General features: G+C 40.3%; 15 protein-coding genes and 2 pseudogenes. 4 read left to right on the top strand and 13 right to left on the bottom strand.

Annotated features, from left to right (window positions below; translation table 11 throughout):
• Nucleotides 1-29 precede the first annotated feature (29 nt).
• Nucleotides 30-1454 (bottom strand): annotated as a pseudogene (locus AC4CU2_RS12625) (GntP family permease).
• A gap of 575 nt (nucleotides 1455-2029) precedes the next feature.
• On the opposite strand from AC4CU2_RS12625, the gene AC4CU2_RS12630 reads away from it, so the two are divergent.
• The 4 genes and pseudogenes from AC4CU2_RS12630 to AC4CU2_RS12645 all read left to right on the top strand — a co-directional run.
• Nucleotides 2030-2911: a LysR family transcriptional regulator gene (locus AC4CU2_RS12630; RefSeq protein ID WP_279044110.1), complete on the top strand. Its 882-nt coding sequence runs from the start codon at nucleotides 2030-2032 to the stop codon at nucleotides 2909-2911.
• Between the two features lie 237 nt (nucleotides 2912-3148).
• Nucleotides 3149-3853 (top strand): CoA transferase subunit A, encoded by a 705-nt coding sequence (locus AC4CU2_RS12635; protein WP_279044109.1) that lies wholly within the window; start codon nucleotides 3149-3151, stop codon nucleotides 3851-3853.
• 2 nt (nucleotides 3854-3855) lie between these two features.
• Nucleotides 3856-4503 (top strand): CoA transferase subunit B, encoded by a 648-nt coding sequence (locus tag AC4CU2_RS12640; RefSeq protein ID WP_279044107.1) that lies wholly within the window; start codon nucleotides 3856-3858, stop codon nucleotides 4501-4503.
• A 254-nt stretch (nucleotides 4504-4757) separates the two neighbouring features.
• A pseudogene (locus AC4CU2_RS12645) lies at nucleotides 4758-4880 on the top strand (carboxymuconolactone decarboxylase family protein); the annotation flags it as partial.
• Between the two features lie 169 nt (nucleotides 4881-5049).
• Here the strand turns inward: AC4CU2_RS12645 and AC4CU2_RS12650 are convergent.
• The 12 genes from AC4CU2_RS12650 to AC4CU2_RS12705 all read right to left on the bottom strand — a co-directional run bounded on the left by AC4CU2_RS12650 (nucleotide 5050) and on the right by AC4CU2_RS12705 (nucleotide 19014).
• Nucleotides 5050-5565, bottom strand: a complete 516-nt coding sequence (locus tag AC4CU2_RS12650; RefSeq protein WP_490769237.1) for a glycoside hydrolase family 108 protein — start codon at nucleotides 5563-5565, stop codon at nucleotides 5050-5052.
• Between the two features lie 248 nt (nucleotides 5566-5813).
• Nucleotides 5814-6371 (bottom strand): coiled-coil domain-containing protein, encoded by a 558-nt coding sequence (locus tag AC4CU2_RS12655; protein WP_490768903.1) that lies wholly within the window; start codon nucleotides 6369-6371, stop codon nucleotides 5814-5816.
• A 74-nt stretch (nucleotides 6372-6445) separates the two neighbouring features.
• Nucleotides 6446-8371: an acyltransferase family protein gene (locus AC4CU2_RS12660; RefSeq protein WP_490768904.1), complete on the bottom strand. Its 1926-nt coding sequence runs from the start codon at nucleotides 8369-8371 to the stop codon at nucleotides 6446-6448.
• 57 nt (nucleotides 8372-8428) lie between these two features.
• On the bottom strand, nucleotides 8429-10462 hold the full coding sequence (locus tag AC4CU2_RS12665; RefSeq protein ID WP_490768905.1) for a hypothetical protein: 2034 nt from the start codon (nucleotides 10460-10462) through the stop codon (nucleotides 8429-8431).
• A gap of 53 nt (nucleotides 10463-10515) precedes the next feature.
• Complete coding sequence (locus tag AC4CU2_RS12670; protein ID WP_490768906.1) at nucleotides 10516-13314, bottom strand: host specificity factor TipJ family phage tail protein; 2799 nt, start codon at nucleotides 13312-13314, stop codon at nucleotides 10516-10518.
• A 342-nt stretch (nucleotides 13315-13656) separates the two neighbouring features.
• Entirely contained in the window at nucleotides 13657-14163 is a 507-nt protein-coding gene (locus AC4CU2_RS12675) for a DUF1833 family protein (RefSeq protein WP_490768907.1), read from the bottom strand.
• On the bottom strand, nucleotides 14164-14631 hold the full coding sequence (locus AC4CU2_RS12680; protein WP_490768908.1) for a hypothetical protein: 468 nt from the start codon (nucleotides 14629-14631) through the stop codon (nucleotides 14164-14166).
• Between the two features lie 9 nt (nucleotides 14632-14640).
• A complete protein-coding gene (locus AC4CU2_RS12685; RefSeq protein WP_490768909.1) occupies nucleotides 14641-17178 on the bottom strand; it encodes a hypothetical protein in 2538 nt (845 codons plus the stop codon).
• Between the two features lie 60 nt (nucleotides 17179-17238).
• On the bottom strand, nucleotides 17239-17640 hold the full coding sequence (locus AC4CU2_RS12690; protein ID WP_490768910.1) for a J517_1871 family lipoprotein: 402 nt from the start codon (nucleotides 17638-17640) through the stop codon (nucleotides 17239-17241).
• Between the two features lie 75 nt (nucleotides 17641-17715).
• Nucleotides 17716-17946: a hypothetical protein gene (locus AC4CU2_RS12695; RefSeq protein WP_490768911.1), complete on the bottom strand. Its 231-nt coding sequence runs from the start codon at nucleotides 17944-17946 to the stop codon at nucleotides 17716-17718.
• Nucleotides 17936-18727 (bottom strand): phage antirepressor KilAC domain-containing protein, encoded by a 792-nt coding sequence (locus AC4CU2_RS12700; protein ID WP_490768912.1) that lies wholly within the window; start codon nucleotides 18725-18727, stop codon nucleotides 17936-17938. The genes AC4CU2_RS12695 and AC4CU2_RS12700 overlap by 11 nt, the downstream gene beginning before the upstream one ends.
• Nucleotides 18724-19014, bottom strand: coding sequence for a hypothetical protein (locus AC4CU2_RS12705; protein WP_490768913.1), 291 nt, complete (start codon nucleotides 19012-19014; stop codon nucleotides 18724-18726). Before AC4CU2_RS12705 ends, AC4CU2_RS12700 begins: the two co-directional genes overlap by 4 nt.
• Nucleotides 19015-19036: the final 22 nt, after the last annotated feature.

The following is a 19036-nucleotide window of genomic DNA, read 5'->3' on the forward strand; positions in this document are numbered from 1 at the left end:
CCGTTGTCTTCTTTTTTCATTCCAAAGTCTTAAACAATACCAAACCAAGTAAAGGCAGCAATAGCAACAAATACCGCGATGGTTTTAATAATCGTGATGGCAAAAATGTCTTTATACGATTGTTTATGGGTTAAACCTGTCACAGCAAGCAAGGTAATCACGGCACCATTATGCGGTAAGGTATCCATACCGCCAGATGCCATCGCAACAATACGGTGCATGACTTCAGGTGGAATTCCCATGGCTAGAATCGCAGCATTGTACTGATCCGCCATCGCACTTAAAGCGATACTCATCCCGCCAGAGGCTGAACCTGTCACACCCGCTAAAACTGTCGTAGTGACTGCACCATTGACCAACGGATTGGTAAAAGTATTACCCAATGCATGACTAATGATTGCAAAGCCCGGTAAGGCCGCAATGATCGCACCAAAACCATATTCAGATGCGGTATTCATCACGGCAAGTAAAGACCCGCCAATACTGGCATTGACGCCATCTTTGGAGCCCGTATAGACACGACGGAAGTCAAATGAAATTGCCGCGATAATGCCCACAATTAAGGCTAAACCCACGGCCCAAATGGCAGAGGTTTTGGCAACATCGACGGTGTAAGCTGCAAGTCCAATGGCATTAAAGTCGAAACCGTTTGGATACCATTCTTTAATCGCAGTGGATAAATACTTATTGGTCATAGCAACTAAAATAAGAGGTACAAAAGCCAACCATTGACGCGCGGTAGAACCATTTGATGTTATATCTAAGTTTTGTTTCAGTTGTTGTTGCTCGGCTTCTGTCAGCTCAATACCTGTGGCATAACCATCGCCATTTCGAGCGGCTACACGGCGACGCCATTCCAAATAGCTCAGACCCGTTGCTAGAACAAATACCGCACCAATCAAACCAAGAAAAGGCGCTGCATAAATGTCTGTACCAAAAAAGGTCGTCGGAATAACGTTTTGAATTTGCGGGGTTCCCGGCAATGCATCCATGGTAAACGTAAATGCACCAAGGGCAATGGTTCCCGGAATCAAACGCTTTGGAATGTTGGCTTGTCTAAAGAGTTGATTCGCAAATGGATAAACAGCAAAGACCACCACAAAGAGACTGACGCCGCTATAGGTTAAAATCGCCCCTAAAAGTACAACAGTTAGCATCGCATTTTTAGAGCCAATCAGGTTCACAATAGTTTTGGCAATAGATTCGGCAATCCCTGACATTTCAACCACTTTACCGAAGATGGCACCGAGTAAAAACACCAAGAAATAATCTTTAATAAACCCAACCATTTTGGACATAAATACGCCTGATTAAAAAGGCAAAACGTTAGCAGGGTTAATCAGTAAAACCGCCAACAGGGCACAAATCGGTGCCATAAGAATGACAGAAAAACCTCTGTAGGCTGTATACATCAGTAGCCCAAGAGACAATAAAATTACACCCAAATCCCACATATTTTTTACTCCATCCTTAAAGAAAATATGTCTTGATGTGCTGTGATATTAATGGCGAATGATGTCAAATCTAGTTGAATCACAGTGCAATCAGCCTGTGCGGAAAAACCAAATACGCATTCATAGACCGTCTATTTCCCTCATGACGAGATGTCTATTTGCACTCTGATCTATGTACTATATTTATCCATCAGAGCATTAATATTTCAGCTTATTGGGTCAGACTATAATGCATATAAACCCACACATTGTTTGAAAATAATCATTGAGTAAGAAGAAAAATTGATTAATATCCAAGCCCTAGCAAGACTGATAAAACTAATTGCATCAAGTTAAAGGTAAAATTTCACAATCGCACGAAATGACTATTTTTTATATTTTTCATTCAGTTAAAACATATTTTTACAGACTATCACGTTGTTCGATTTATACTGCTTTGACGACTTGATAAAAATGCACCCACTTCCATCACTTGATCTGTTTTGACCGTCTGTTGTATTTTTCATGTAAACCATTTGAGAACAACACGTTCATTTTCATTCAACATCGTGTTGCATCATTGCTCAGGGAAGCTCATGACACTCAAACAATTAAAAGCCTTTTTGGTCCTTGCACGTACGCTTAATTATGCCAATGCAGCCAATGAACTGTGTCTGAGCCAATCCGCTCTCAGCTTAAGCATTAAAACATTAGAAGAAGAACTCGGTGGAAAACTGTTTAAACGCAACACACGTCGGGTAGAAATCACCCTTGAAGGTCAGTCCCTCATTCCCTATGCCAAAAAGCTCTTGGCCAACTGGGAGGATATGGAAAAAGATGTAAAACAGCGCTTTAAACTCAACCGTGGTACTTTAAATATTGCCTCAATGCCCTTTGCCACTCATGCGGTACTCCCCGAAGTGATGCATGATTTTGCACAGCAGCACCCCAACATCAGTTTTTCAATCCATGACATCACCAATGAAAAAATCATTGAAAAAGTTCAAGAAGGCATCTTTGAGATTGGCATTTGTTTTGAACCTAAACCGAATGATCAACTGATTTTTCAGCCCTTATTCAATGAAGACTTTTTGGCTCTGCTGCCCAAACACCACGTCTTAGCCAAACAAAAAAGCGTGACATGGCTTGAACTCTGCTCTTATCCTTTTGTGACCTTACAAAACCCCTCGATTATTCGGCATGTGATTGAGGAACATTGTGCTGCGCTTCAAGTAGTTTTGGATCTAAAAGTCGAATGCCACCAGATCAGTTCGCTTTCACACTTTGTCGCCTACGGCATGGGCGTCAGTGCTATTCCACGACACTTCCAAAAATTCATCGACCTTGAAAAAAATGTGTTGGTTGAAATTGAGGACAATCAAGCGCAGCTCGCGGTGGGCATTATTTATAAAAAAGATTATGAACTGTCTAACATGTCGTCCCAATTTATTGAAACCACACTTTGGCATCATTTCTAAGCTAAGTTCTCCCTCCTTGACTAAGCGAAACTGAGGCTAAACCTTTATAGTTCAGAATAAGCCGTATGATTATTTGCATAGCTTTCGTACATGCTTTGACTCTTCTTTTATCTATTTTTCTTTGTAAATATTCTGCATTAATGAGTTTTTCTTATTATACGTTAGAAAGATTCAATTTCTAAAAAGTGCAGCGCAATGCTAAAAAAATAACAAGCAAGGAAGATCAGGAAATAAAAGATGAATAAAGTCTTCGCAAATGCAGCCGAAGCATTGGCTGATGTGGTTGCCAATAATCAAACGGTTGCCGTGGGTGGTTTTGGCCTCTGTGGTATTCCAGAAGCATTAATTGATGCCTTAAAAGATACAGGTGTCACAGGTTTAACCTGTATTTCGAATAATGCGGGTGTGGATGGCTTTGGTTTGGGTAAATTATTAGAAACCAAACAAATTAAAAAAATGATTGCCTCTTATGTCGGTGAAAATAAAGAGTTTGAGCGTCAGTATCTCAATGGTGAACTTGAAGTTGAGCTCACTCCACAAGGTACACTCGCGGAGAAACTACGTTCAGGAGGCGCAGGTATTCCTGCATTTTTCACCCAAACAGGTGTAGGCACCCTCATTGCCGAAGGTAAAGAAGTCCGCGACTTTGATGGTCGTCCGCATATTTTAGAAATGTCTCTCACTGCGGACGTTGCTTTAGTGAAAGCCTACAAAGCCGATAAAGCCGGTAACTTGGTATTCCGTAAAACAGCCCGTAACTTTAACCCTGACTGTGCCATGGCAGGCAAATTCACGATTGCCGAAGTTGAACAGGTGGTTGAAATTGGTGAAATCGATCCAGATGACATCCATTTACCAGGTATCTACATCAACCGTGTGGTACTGAACGCCACTCCCAAAAAGCAGATCGAACAACTGACCATTAAAGCAGAGGAAGCTTAATCATGGCTTGGACACGTAATGAAATGGCGCAGCGTGCTGCCCTTGAACTCGAAGATGGTTTTTATGTCAACTTAGGTATTGGCTTGCCGACTTTAGTGGCCAATTATCTGCCAGAAGGGATCAATGTTTGGTTACAGTCAGAAAATGGCTTGCTCGGTATTGATGAGTTTCCAACCCATGATGCAGTCGATGCAGACTTGATTAATGCAGGAAAACAAACCGTCACCGCACGTAAAGGTGCTGCATTTTTCTCAAGCTCAGAATCTTTTGCCATGATTCGGGGTGGTCATGTCAATATTGCTATTTTAGGCGCAATGGAAGTCTCTGAAACAGGCGACTTGGCAAACTGGATGATTCCGGGTAAAAAAGTCAAAGGCATGGGCGGTGCAATGGACTTGGTCTCTGGTGTACAAAAAGTTGTGGTTCTGATGGAACACTGCGCCAAAGATGGCACGCCAAAAATCGTGCCCCAATGTACCCTACCACTCACGGGTAAAGCTGTTGTCAGCCGTATCATTACTGACTTAGGCGTGATGGATATCACTGCTGAAGGTATAAAACTGGTTGAACTGGCACGCGATGTGAACCTAGAACAAATCCAAAAAATGACTGGATTAGAACTCATCATCAATGACTTTAAAGCCGCTTAGTACAAAACGACATCATTCAAAGCAGCTTCGGCTGCTTTCTTATTGGGCTCAATCAAAAAGATTTTCAGTTAGAAAGAGACTTCTTTATAGCCTTTGAATCAAGCATAAAAACCATCATCAGCTTGATTAAGAGTATCTTTATACTCCCGAATTTAGCGAATGATGACTCCCGCGCACATCTTTTCAACCCAAATACCTGATGAAAAACCAAACCGCTCGGCTACTATATTTGCACTCCACATTCAGAGGTTTCCATGTCACAACAAGATTATGAAAATGGTTTAAAAGTTCGCACAGAAGTCATGGGCGAATCTTTTGTTAAACGTGCTCAGGACAATACTGTACCTTTCACCCAACCTTTGCAGGACTGGATTAATTAATTTTAAAAACAATTTAAAATCAACACTATAAAACCGTATAGCGATTTTAAGGCGTAAATTTGGTGTAAATAAAGGCCCTTATAGAGCCTTCACACAAATCCCCACATTCACATTCGTCGTAATTGAATGAGCTGTGCAGCCTGATAAGAGGAGGCACAGCATTAAGCTAATTATCTTGAGCAGCATATTTTAAGTTATCCGCTACACGATTCGTCCAACCTTTGCCGTATGTGGACCATGTTGAGAGTGATGTATAAAACCTTAATCGCTCAGCGGTCAAAGTTAGAATCACGTCATTTAGGTCTTGAGCATTCACAGCTTCCATGGTTTTGGGACCAATAACCCCATCCGCAGTTACACCTACTGCTTGCTGCAACTCCATTACTGCCCGCTTCTTTCCTGCATTAATTGCGAAATCCCACAGCTGAAACGTGATAGCCGAATGCAGACCATTGCCGCCCAATTTATCCCACCAGTCTTTTTTGTAGATTTCCTTAGCCTGAGCAATCGTAAGATTTTTAATGTCCAAATTGGGGTAGGTGTTTGCAGCAATGCCGTATTTAGTGCCTTTTAATACGCCTACTCCAACCTTGCCACCAGTCCAGTTACCCGGATCGCGCCGATCTGTACTGTAACCGCCTTCATGACCAATTAACCTTCGGAATGCTTCATCAAAAGTGATTGAATCGACTGGAAGTTTTGCAAAGCCTAAAAGTGTTGGCTCGGGATGTAATTCAGGTTGATATTTCTTTTTACCGAAATACGCCAGCGCAGGCAAAACAATAGTTAAAATCAGTGAATGGTATTCGGTCGGGATAAGCTGTGTGTTAATACCCTCCTGCAATAAAACAGGAATTACACCCAATAAAAAAGCCCCAATTAGGGGCCATTTGACGCTGGTATATTTCAGCGCGTTTTCAGGAATGACTTTCATTTTTCCTCTCTCATATTTCGTTCATAAAGTTTGTTTCGGATTTCCTCAACCGTTCTTAAAAGCTGATCAGATTGTTTTTCAAGAACCTGAATGCTCTGGGCGTTGGTCGTGGCTTGAGTATTTACTGTGTCTGTTTTGCTCGTCTGAGTATTCCAAGCAACGACGAATAGGCCTGCTAAGAAAATGCCGCCAAAGCGTACAAGATTGGTAATACTGTCGATCTTGGTTTTACTTTCGTGCAGCACCCTGATTTGTGAGTCCACATCCTTAAATCTTGGCTCAACTTCATTCCTGAGTTGCTTAATCTCACTTTTAAAGTTTGACTTTGCTCGGTCTAAATCTTCTTGCAGATTGTCACGAGTTTGAGTTAAGTCATTTCGTGTCTGTTGATGCTCTTTATTTAATTGCTCCAACTGCATATTCATACGGTCGAGCTTTTGAGGCATTTCAGCTAACTTATCCATGTTTTTGGATATGTCATTAATCTTGTCTGAGATGGCAAGAAGCTGCCCTGCTGTTGCTACTGGTGGATCAGATGAGTAGTCATTTGGCATTGCGCCCCCTAAATTTTGGTAATAAAAAACCCCGACTTAATTAAAAGGCAGGGTTGGTGGTGGTTTGTTGGGTGTTAAGAAAACATCTCTCTAAATAAAGGAATCAATTTCTTGTTCCCATACTCATTCAAATGAGTACCATCGTAATAATATGAATTAATTCCATCATTCCCATAGCACTTATCTTTGTCACAGAACACCTTGGCTATGTCGAGTACCTTAACTCCGCAATCTAAAGATGCTTTATCAATCTGTGATTTTACAAACTGATTACGCTTTTCATAAGCTGATCGATCAATAGAAAGCTTTTTAATTTGCTTGTTCTGCATTAGATCTCTGGAGATTTTCTTAGGCACATCATATGAGAATCCATGCATTGGATAAGTTGTGTAGACTTGACGCTCACCATTGTTAAATGAACAAAGTGTCTTTCGATATTTATTTCCAAATTCGGTCAAATACTGATTGCTCACATAGGATGGTCTTTCGTTAAACCATGCTAATGGCTTGGAATTAATATCAGGATCTCCTTCTTTAGTTCCATAAATATAAGCTGATGTCCTATTAATAATTAAAACTGTACTTTTTGTGTGGTTGTTCTTCAAAAACTCAAATACTTTTTTATTATATTCGCCACATGCGAAACCTTCAGTTTCACTATGCACTTTCACATCTTGAATCGGCAAACAGTTTTGATAGCCTAAAAATAAGACCCCATTATTTTCTTTAGGCAATGAAGATATCACTGCTGTAAGACTCGCATCTGAATGACTATCTCCAATGATAATAACAGATGGATCTTCGTGCTGATTTTTTCTACCTATATAGCAATTTGCTATTTCTAAGCCAGATTTAAGTAGACATTTTTGATTGTATTCATTCCGAAGTTTTGTGAATACTTCAGCCTTTACTACTTCATTCGATACTCGCTGTTGAATACCACTTTTAAAATATACTGCAAGCGCAGGAGTACTCACAAGCATTGTTATTACTGCAAAAACAGCTACTCCCTTGTATTTCTTATGACGAATATCAATTTTTTTCTCTACAAGTTCATAGCTTAAAAAGCCTAACAATAATGACAATCCAATGCCGAATGTTATTGCAGCAAAATTCCAGCTAACCCCGTAAATATTCATGAAAGCAAATACAGGCCAGTGCCATAGATAAATTGAGTAAGAAGACCTACCTATGTACATGGTTGGCTTGTTATTAAATAAAGGGCTATCCTGAACATTGCTATAAATTATCAATGCTGTACCAACAACAGGTAGCAATGCCAAAACACCAGGCCATGCAGTGCTTTTATCTACAAATATTAACCCTAAAGTAATTAATGCTAACCCTAACCAGAAGTAAGACTTTATTTGTTCGCTCTGTTTTTCCTTTAAAAAATAAACTATTGCGCCAGCAAGCATCTCCCATGCTCTGCAATGTACAAGAAAATAAGAAATCGAAGGATTGTTATAAGAGTAATAAATTGAAAGAGCAAAACTAAATGCCGTTAAGCACAAAATCGCCTTAAAGATGTGCCTTTTAAAGAGAATAAATACCAAAGGGTAAATTAGATAAAATTGCCATTCAGCCGATAGAGACCATGTGTGTAGTAGTAGTTTGTAAGATGAGTCTAAATCAAAATATCCTGCTTCTTTCTGATAAATAAAGTTAGACAGAAAAGTAATACTGCTCACAACATGCTTAGAAAGAGTTTTATATTCAATGGGTGCGAGAGTAAACCACCCAAAAACCATAACAAGTATGCTTAAAATTGCCAGTGGCGGTATAATTCGTCTCCCCCTAGCCAAATAGAAATTTATAATACTAAAATTATTTTCTTGGATTCTAGAATTAATGATTTTTGTCATCAAGAAGCCTGATATTACAAAGAAAATATCAACTCCAATAAACCCCCCAGAAAATCCAACAACATTAAAATGAAAGAGAACAACAACAATTACTGCTATTGCTCTCAACCCATTAATATCCTTTCTAAATTCCATTAAGTTACTCGTTTACTTTTTTTGGCATTTTAACAGCCAAACTGGTTAATAAAAACCTTAGTAACGATATTTAAAAGTTGCATACAGAGTTATAGTGCCAGATCTATCGGCAGCAGTTAGACGCGCTTGCGTCATATTTGATATTTTCCACAGCTCTGCTTGCTGATTGGATGGATTTACAAGTACTGGTGACATTGCCGTTCCAGCCGCTGCCGTAAAGCCAACATAGCGTGCAATAACACCGTTACCAGCATACCCTGTGGATATAGCAGAATTTTCTGCTACAGCTGCAACGGAAGGCAATGATATTGCTAGCTCACCAGAAGACTCTACAGGATTAATAGAGAGCATCACTTCAACATAAACATATGCATCATCTAAATAGTAGCGCCCATGTGAGGCGGTAGAGGCTGTAGCTGATGCTGTGCCATTAACAAGTAACTTTGGAATAAACGATAATCGAACATCATTCCATTTAAATGGTGCTAGATTGCTTCGAACCCGAGTATTTTTTGAGGTTTGAACAGCATCATTAAATACCTTAAATGTGCCTGTAGCCCCAATGCTTGTGAATTGATTTTCCTCAATATTAAGACCATCAATATCTCCTGCACTATATACAATATACTTAGTGCCAGATGATGTCCCAAAGTTTGGCTCCCAAGCTGAATCGAATTGGTTATGAACAACTTTAATATTTTTAGATCCAGCACCTACATTTACAGGCGTACTTTTTAAACACTTAACATTATTGTGAGAAACATTTACACCTTCCGATGCGCCTGTTGACAATAGGATTAGATCGATAGCTTGTGATGCAGATGAGGGAATAACCGTATCATCATAATCTTTTGCAAAGTTGTTGTGTGCAACTGAAACCCCTTTAAATGATTTACCTTGGATTACCCCACCTGCAAATGACATTAATGCATTATTACCTAAAATTAATGCTCTTTTTACGGTCGCGTCATCTGCTTGAATGAGTCTATCCACATACAATGCATCATTACCCATCATAATTACGTCATTAATATGATCTTTCTGTGCACCTGTTCCCGTAACCTTCATAAGGCAACCAACACCATCAAATCGATTATTACGAAAGGTATAGTGGCGCATTCCCGTCTTGATAGCATTAGACGCGCGCCCTGCAATAAACGCAGTATCCTCACTACAAACTACATTTAATAATGTTTGTACAAGACCAATCGTACAGCCATCAGCAATAAAGCCACGCCCATAAATGTTTGCAAATTCATTCCAGCAAAAAATTCCGCAGTTCTTGAATTCAACATCAATATCTGCGTAATTGTTTGTTAGTTGCCCTTTAAAGCCAACTGTCTTAGCATTTGTATATCCAATATTGTCAGATAACGCACCAAATATTGTTAAATCAATAAACTGTACAAATTCAATTTTACTATCGAATGCAGGATTTGGATCATTGTGATCTGCCCATAAATGAGTTGTTTGCTTACCATCCCCTATGAACGACAAGTTAAAGCCAATATTGTCAGGAATTGTTAGTGAGCTGTATCGGTAGTTTCCAGCAGGGAGCTTAATTGCTCCTGTACCACCAACACGTCGACTACCTAACGTGGCGTAATAGTTAATAGCATTTTGAATTGCGACTGTATCATCTGTGCCAGTTTGTGTGGTGGTATTCCAATCCCCTTTTGCTCCAAACCATTTCACATTGATAACTTGGTCAATCACTGTTTCATATAAGCTTTTTTTAACTGCATTTGCTACATTTGAAAGAGTTAGATTAACGAACTTAGAACCGTTGTCGCCAAGCAAATTATCATTAATCTGCTTCTGTGTTTTATCCCCATCGATAACAAGCGATGCGGTCCACCCATTTGCGCCAGCTCCAGCCGCCGCAGCAATCTGAATTACCTGATTAAGCTCATCTAAGTCTAAAAGACCCTGATCCAACATTGCCTCAAAAAGACGTGAAAGCATCGGAAAAGATTTGTACTGATCGCCGTATCGCGGATCAATAACCGCATCTGTATTTACAGTCTTTCCTGCATCTTCAATATCACGTTTAATTGCATCGAAGTCTGACTTACTCAACATCTCAGCCATATCTATATTCCATAAAAAAGCCCGCAATTAAGCGGGCATAAGTTGAAATTCATTTAAATCAAATTGTTTATAATGTCTTGATCATTTCGGTAATAACGCTCATCAAAATTGATCGCGCTTACTTCATTCTCAAACACATCAATGGGTTTCTTGCTTGATACAAGAAACTTTTGTTCATTCTGTCTATCGTCTGTCGTGACTGAATATACGGTTTTGACCTGTCCCGTGGTGACAAGCGATTCAATCGGTGGACGTTCTAGCACAAAGTGATATTCATCTTCGCCTTGCGCAATTTTCATCACATCAATTGCACCGCTTTTCAACTGTAAGTGAATGATGTATTGCTGATCTACCAATAATTGAAATGGCTGTGAAACCTCAATTGAGAGATTATTCCAATTCAGAATTTCACCACTGGTGCAATTTCCAAGCCGTGTATCATCCGTATTCAAAATACAGTCGCCACGAAATGCCCAATCACTTTCACCATATGCGGTAAAACGTGCGGTCACTCGAGTAAACAACATCTTGTTCCATTCACGCCAAGCGACAATATGCGCCTGCTCTTTGTACACAATGCCTTTGCCTTCAATTTTTTTGGCATTCTTAATGTTTTCATCTGGGATTTTGAGTGTTTTTTCAATCCACCCGCCATCTGAATCGACATAGCTTAATTCAATGCCATCATGGTTGTTCTCAACTCGAAAATTAAAAGTACGTGATTCAGTTTTAGCCTTCTTATTGCGATGATTAAATAAGATCAAAGGCTCATTTTCAAGGCTTTCTAGCTCGTAATAAATCTTGCGATTGACACGACGATCATGTGTGCAGGTAGCAGCTGCAATTAAGCGCGTCATTTCTTCAAATGACATATTGCTATTGTCTAGCGTGTAATTAAACTCAGCCATACGTGTAGAGCCAAAATAGGCTTCAATATCATCCACCACTTGATAAATACGATCAAAATCAATTTCTGATTCATTGCGTCTACCAATTTTTGGGTGCAAGGCTAAATCAATGGTTAGATCAGCAATATTGCGTGATGCAATACGCTCTGTCGACCTCACCCCGCCTCGATAGCTATAGACCAAACTTTCAGCTATACAATTTAATTGCCGTGAATCTTGACTGGTTGCATTAGCAGTGGCCACGGTTCTGGCACGAATCAAAATACGATTTGAATAAACCAATTTTTCTAAATGATGATAGGCATATGCCTGGTAAAACTTGGTTTCATCCATCATATCTGCATCGTCACCATTGTCATTGGTTCGACGTGCACGAAAACGTACAGCACCTGAAAATGGTAGATCAATCCACATAGATGCACCGACTGCATCCCGATTGTTGGCTTTACCTGTTAGGCTGACTGATTCACTTAATATCGCACCAGTTGGCACACCATGAATGACTTGTTGATACTCGACCACTATGTTTACAGTTAAAGCATTTGAGCCTCGATAAATACCATTTCCTGCGCGAAAATTTAGAAGCAGACCTTTGGCTTGCTGTGAATCAATCGTAAACCAACCAATATAATTTTCCTGACTCCCGCGAAGTTTGATATTTCCGACTGGGGTTTGCTGTCCTGTTAGATTGGCCAACTTATTCCAATCTGGATTGGTGGTACTGGGTGTGGCCAATGTCATCAGCTTATTGGCTCGATCAATTCCCGTCACTGTATATGTGCCATCCAAGAAGATATTGGCTGTATTGGCAGTGAGATTGGCACTTATATTGGTCGTCGCATCTGCCGTTAAATTTGAAAAATTAGCATTGGTATTGGTTGGGTTTAACAGCTTAATCGTGTAGACCCCAGAACTATATGAAATTGTTTCAACATCATATAAACCTGCTAAATCGAGTTGGCCATTCACTGGATCGGTGATCAGCATCGCAGTGATATTAATTTTGCGAAAGTCCTGAAAATTAACCGCTGTTTGTGTTGAACTGATTGAAATCGAACCTGCCACATAATCAATATCAACGGGCCCAGTAATGGCTAGATCGGCAATTCCATAATTTGCTCCCTCAATAATTACTGATTCATTGACTAAAAAGCTTTCAAAATTCCCTGTTTCATTTAAGGTTTTAATCTGGTTGGGGTAGACAAAATAAATATCATTACGTTCAACACGTGTGCCATTCGGTGCTAATAAAGTTTGACCATTCACAGAGCTATTTTGTTTCGCAATCACAGGCGCTTCAGTAAAGGTATCACCAATTTTATAAATATTTTCAGTGCCAATAATCGATTGATTCAAACCATAGGCAGTGACCGACTTCCCTGGTATTTCTGCAACCGGTGTATCACCCTCTTTGAAGTTGGAGACTTGCACAGGATTTTCACATAAGCATAAAAGTAACTCTTCTACTTCAACCCCTTCTTTAAAGTATCGAAGTGCCGGTGCATATAAGTCAGGAATCGCTTTGGGCGCACCTAAAATATATGGAAGGCGCTCTTTGATACGCTGCTTATTTTCAGGATTGGATAAATTATTGTTGCTTGAACCTGTGGACGTGCCTCTGTCAAACTGAGTGGTGGGTGTTTTGACAAAAGCCTGAACAGCAGCTCCAAAAAGCTTAACAAATGCAGTCGTGACCGCAGAAATCACATCACCTGAATGGCACACAATCGTGCAATCCTGATCTAACTCTAAGAGTTGGGCAATACTGGCCTTATCTTGAGAAGTGGGCGTAATGTCATTTTCAAGACATGGATTACCCAAATAAATACGGGCTTTTGGGTGTTCTGCTTTTACCTCTAAAAATGCCTTGAGTACATTTTCAGACTGTAGTACTTCTTGTTCACTCTGATCCAGTCCATTCTGAATGATGCAAATTTGGCTCATAAAAACGCATCCTTTTAAACAATGGTTTTATTTCATTTAATGTGGGTCTAGACACCCCTTTTTCGGTTAAATGAAAAATGCGGTGGCGATAAAAAAGCCCAACATGTGAGCTTCCGTCTTGATAAGTCATGAGGACAATACAGCCCTCAATAGGCCGCTTTATAAGCCTATTCTGATGCACTGTAGTTCGTGATGTTTTAATTGCTTCATCCAGTGATCCAGTCAAACCAACAAAACATTTTGAATAATCTAGGCCGTAAATTAATTGCGCGGCTTGGATGACGAAATGAACGCAATGAAATTTCTGTGGATTATATTCACAATGAAATAGCGCATTGATCATTAGTAAAAACCTCCCAAGCTTGGGTCAGTACTGGGCGAATACACATCACCATTACCATTGTCATTAAGACCCGGCGCTCTTGAATCTCCACGTGTGCCTTTCCAGTCTCTCATCACACTTTCGAGTTCAAGATCACGTGCCACAAATATAGGGGCATCGTAATGCCCCATTAAATAAGCACGATAAGACACTATGGGGAGTTCGATTACTTCATCATGAATAAACAAATCAATCAGTGCAGGTACAGCCTCACCGACATCGCCTAGAGTAAAACTTAATTCCTGCTCTAAAGTATCCTGATCAGAAGATCTTGAAATCGTCACGGGTGCATAGATGTACTCAAATGCTTGTCCATCCTCATGTGTTAATGTCATTGCTTCATTTGAATTGATGACATAACGTAAAACCCAAGGCCATTTAGAATGTGAAATCTCAATACATTCAATTAAGCCTGCTGGTCCTGCTGATTGGTCGAGCACGGCTAACATATCATTGGTGATTTCCACTTATACCCCCAAGGCATCAGGCAGCCAAACATTCGGAATTTTTTCAAGATCACTTAAATTATTGATTAAACCCGATTGCCACAGCTCAACAATAGATTGATCAAATGCAGAGTCACGCTTAATGGGCACCACATAAATATTAATGCCGACTTTACGGATTGGGCCATCAATGAAGTTTTCCTGTGGCGCATTTTCAGCAGAAAACTGGCACAAACAATCCTCAAGAGCGCCATTATCCAGTGAAAGCCGCCACCGCCACATTTGGGTTTGATTGGTGCGCCAAAACGCCCAAAAATACTGACGCGCACGACGATCTTTTAAAAGAATACTGGCATTGACTGTATGTACAGCTCCGATAAATTTCACCACTTGACGTGGCATTCCACCTTCGAGTTGTTGCTCTCTCAGATTATTACCCACAGTGAAGCTGTACCCTTCTTGCAAAGGGCAAAGCATAAATGTGTTCATATTTTCCCCTTAACGGACTGGCGCTAAGCCAAAGGCTTCTTGAAAGATTGATGATTCAGCACTATTTGGCCGTCTTACATTGTTAAGTTTTTGATCAACAATCTGTTCAACAATATCAACAGTGATTCCATTTTCAGTACGGCTTTGTTTTGCTGTATAGCCAGGTGGAATATTGATATTTACATTGACACCTGAACCAGACTTAGAAGCAGAAAGATAATTCTTCAAGTCACTATTGGTACGGCTATCAACAACACGTTCACCTTTATCCAAAAGCCAAGTGCCTTCTTTCGGGATGTTATCGATACCGTCGTGGGCCATACCAGCAACTGTCTGAGCTGCGATAATGCCAACTGATGCATAACCCATACCTCTAATTAGAAGTGAAGCAGGAATACCAAAAACACCCATCTGGGCAAGTGGTTGCATAGCAGCAAGTTCAGTACTGATAATTGCTTGTCCGATCGCAATAGCTTGTTGAGCTAGGAACATGGCTTTGTATGTTTTGGATTGCTCGCCTTTAGAGTCCTTGACCATTTCAGTCATTGTGCCCCATACCTGAGATGACTGAGAAAGAAGCGAACTATATAAATGCAACTGATCTTCGTATTGGATCTGAGCCAGTTCTTTCGCCTGAGTATTGTAATCAACATCAATCGCAGCCATCGCGTCGCGGTATTCTTGATGCGCTTCCAGTAATGCTTCGTATCGCTCGTCATCAGTTGAATAGGCGTCGCTGGTCATGATGTCCTGCTCAACACTCACACGCTGATTTTTAAGGTTAGCCTGAGCATTAGATCGGTCATTCTCCAAAGACCATTTTGCATAATCTTGCGGTGACATGGTTGCTTGAGCAAAGATTTCATCAACCCCATACGAGAGACCCTTGATACTGTCCCGCATAGCTTGCTGCACATTTTGAGCATGAAATCTAGCTTTTTGAAGTTCAAGCGCGTACTGCTCATCTAAGGCCTTGAGTTTTAATTCCTTGATTTCGTCATTGTATTTCCCCGACTCATTTACAATAATTCGCTGAGTTTCATAGAAGTAATTAAGCTTCTGCTCTTCAGACCATTTGAAATCATTGATTTCCTCGGTGATTTGACGAAGATACATCTCCTCTTCAAATTCATATCGCGCTTTAGCCTTGGTTAAATATTCAGATTCCTGTGGGCCGAAATTAGCTTTTTGAATTTCAGCCATTTGGCGCTTATGATCTTCAGCAAACTTGGCAAAATCATCTAGATAATCATACGAAATTGAAGCACGCGCCTGCTCCTGCTGTTTTTTCAGGGCATCAGTTGCGGCATTTGTTGCATTAGCAGCTTGGTTTTGTTTTTTAATCCATTCATCAGAACCAGACGTAACACCTTGTTGATTTTTTATAAGTTCAGCCGCAGCTTTTGTTGCAGCTTCAGTTGCCCCACTGTACATTCTCTTAATTACAGCTAGTGAGTCATCTGCAATATCCCTATTATCTTGTAGAGCCATATTCGTTGCGCTGTCTGGTGCACGCATATTAATAGCAGTAAGAACTGCGTTTTTTGCCAGTTTGATACCGGGTAAATTATCAGCCCAAGTACCACCATCTGCGGATAAATCAATTATATTTTTTGCTTTTACCGTTTCTACAGCCAAGCCCGCTATTGCATTTGATAGCATTTTTACGGTGGCATGCACACCAATAGCGAATACGGCAACACCTTTAAATACATCACCAAGTGTTTCACCTGCCTCAGACATTAAGTTTGTTTCCACTGTTGCGCCAGACATCGCATCACCAACAGAAACAAGTGCAGGCATTAAGCCTTGAATGAATTGATTTTTTGCGCCCTTAACTTGCAAATCCAATAGCTTCATTTGAACTGTTAACTCACCAGCCTTAGCTATTGTTTCCTCACTCATTAGCCCGGCACGTTCTGCGGCATCCGCCCAAAACCCAAAACCCTTGCCACCATCTTTTAAAAGCGGAATAAGATTGGTTGTATCAGATGCCATGCTTTCCAGATAGAAAGACATTTGTTGTTGTGTAACGCCTGCCTCTTCTAATTTATCTACATAGAGCTGGAGCGCTTTCGGGCCTGAAAGGTTTTGCATTTCAAGTGCTAATTTTCTCGCGCCCTCTGCAGAACCCTCTGTCTTGACTGCAATCTGCTCAAAAAAATCTACAGCCCCACCAGAACCAATAGTGATGAACTCACCTAATTTTTCATTAAAATCTTTAAGTTGATCGGACAGCTTATCCATCGGAATACCAACAGTTTCCGCACCAGCTGCCATCTTTTGAAATTCTTGCGTATTGGCATTTGAAATTGAGGCAAAGGTTTGAATTTCACGCGCAGCATTGGCATATTCCTTTGCCATTGCAAATACACCGGCACCAACAGCAGCAGCACCTGCAATTGCCATAGCTCCATAGGAATTAACATGCTTTCGCATTTTGTCAAAACTGGATTGTGTTTGTCTTTCAGCATCTCTGATTGGCCCAGTAAAGCCACCAATCTTGGCAATTAAATCTAAGGTAAGGGTTCCAAGTTTGGTGCTCATATAAACCTCTGGTCAATAAAAAACCCCGCTTTCGCGAGGTCTATAAATACTTTGTATCTACTATAAGCTTTTCTCACAGTAGGGCGAAGCGTTAGTTAAATTTGTATCTGGCGCATAATTAAAAGTGGCTGAACCAAGATAATTAACCCTTAAAACCAAATCTGTTTCAGTGCTTTTTAGAATTGTTTGCTTTAGTCCGTTCTGCATATATATAACACCATTGTTAATTTTAAGTTTTTCTAATGTGTTTTTATCATTGTAACTAGAGCACATTAATCCCGTGCCATCTCCATTAAACTTAAAGGTAACTAAATAAGGCCCATTGTTTCCAGACCAATATCCATTTAGTGTTTTATCGTTAGGCAAAATAGTCGTGAAATTGTTATTTAACATGTCACCTGATGGACTAACACATCCAGTCAATCCTAAACATACAAACGCCGCAATCAATAATTTCTTCATGTAAAAACCCTCTTATAAGTAATACAAGATACTAATTTATTGTATAAAAAGAAACCCACCGAAGTGGGTCTGTGTTTAGTTGAGAGCGAATGCAATAATTACCAGAATCAAGAATAGAAAATAAAAACTCCACCTCCACCTGAAGGCGCTTTGTTGATATTTATCACACTCCAATCTCCACTCTTGAATTTCTTCACGGTCAAGGCGCATTATCTCAGACGTAAGCTCAATCTGATCGTTAAGCTCAATCAGAAGCTCTTCCTTGCTCATTTTTAAAGTATGCTCATCCAGTCGATCAAGCTTCACTTTGACCACCCTGATCCTTAGCCAACTTCGCCAATCCTTTCGGAGTAATGCGGACTTGCTCGGTGATTTTTGTTGTACCATCTCCGCGCGTTACTTCTGTAACCTTGTGTTCAAGACAGCCTGCCTGCACTTTGTCCGAATAACCCAACCAATGAGAGTTGCCCGCGCGTTTATATATCCATTTCATCTTCTCACTGGATAGGTGAGAAATAAGGTCTTTAGGTCGCATTTGCAATGCTTTAGCTGCATCGGTCAAGCAGAAACTACCGTCAGCTTTTGCAATTCGCTCATAAGCATTTACATCTTGAGCCATTTCTTCAACCTTATGCTCTAGCTCAATTACTTTTTCAGAATAACCAAGCAATAAGCCTCGCAAAGCGTTAGGATCGGAGAGTGCTTTCATTGGGTCGAAGTTTTCAACCAATTCTTTAGCTTTGAAATACCCTTTCACTAATTGCTTTTGAACTTTCCAAGCTAAGTCATCAGTGAATGATTTCACTAACATTAAGTAGCCTGATTCGGTTATCAAGGTTAAACCCCTGTTTGGAACCTCAATCCCAAATGTCCGAAATTCGGACTTTTGAGATGAATCAACAAGATAGAAGTCTTCATTGTTGACTAGGCGGTCTTTATTGTCGTTAAAACGCTTGCGAGCCGTCCCCTCTGGTCGCCCATGAACTTCATCAATCATCGCAAAAGTTACAACACGCTGACCTTGATACTCAACAATAGATAAAGCTTTATCAGCAACCATTACCGTATTATTTAGTTTTGCATTCATGCTGCACACTCCTTTAAAACCAAGTTCGCCGCTTTTGGTGAGTGCTGTTTGAAGTATCTGATTTCTTCATGACATGCGCCTACCCAGTCATCCAACTTATCCCAAGTGATGGCTGCCAGTGTGTAAGCAGTGGTGTGCTTCTCAGACTTTTCCATAATCAAGCGAACTAAGGTTTCTAGTGCGCTAAAGCCTTCTTCTGCATTGTTAATAAAATCAACAAAGCGCTCTAATTGGTGTTCACTGATCTGAACTTGATTCGCTTCAGTGATATGGGTTATATTTGACATAGTTACATTTCCTATTGTGACC

The sequence above is a fragment of the Acinetobacter sp. 797_lipA genome, from assembly GCF_058243025.1.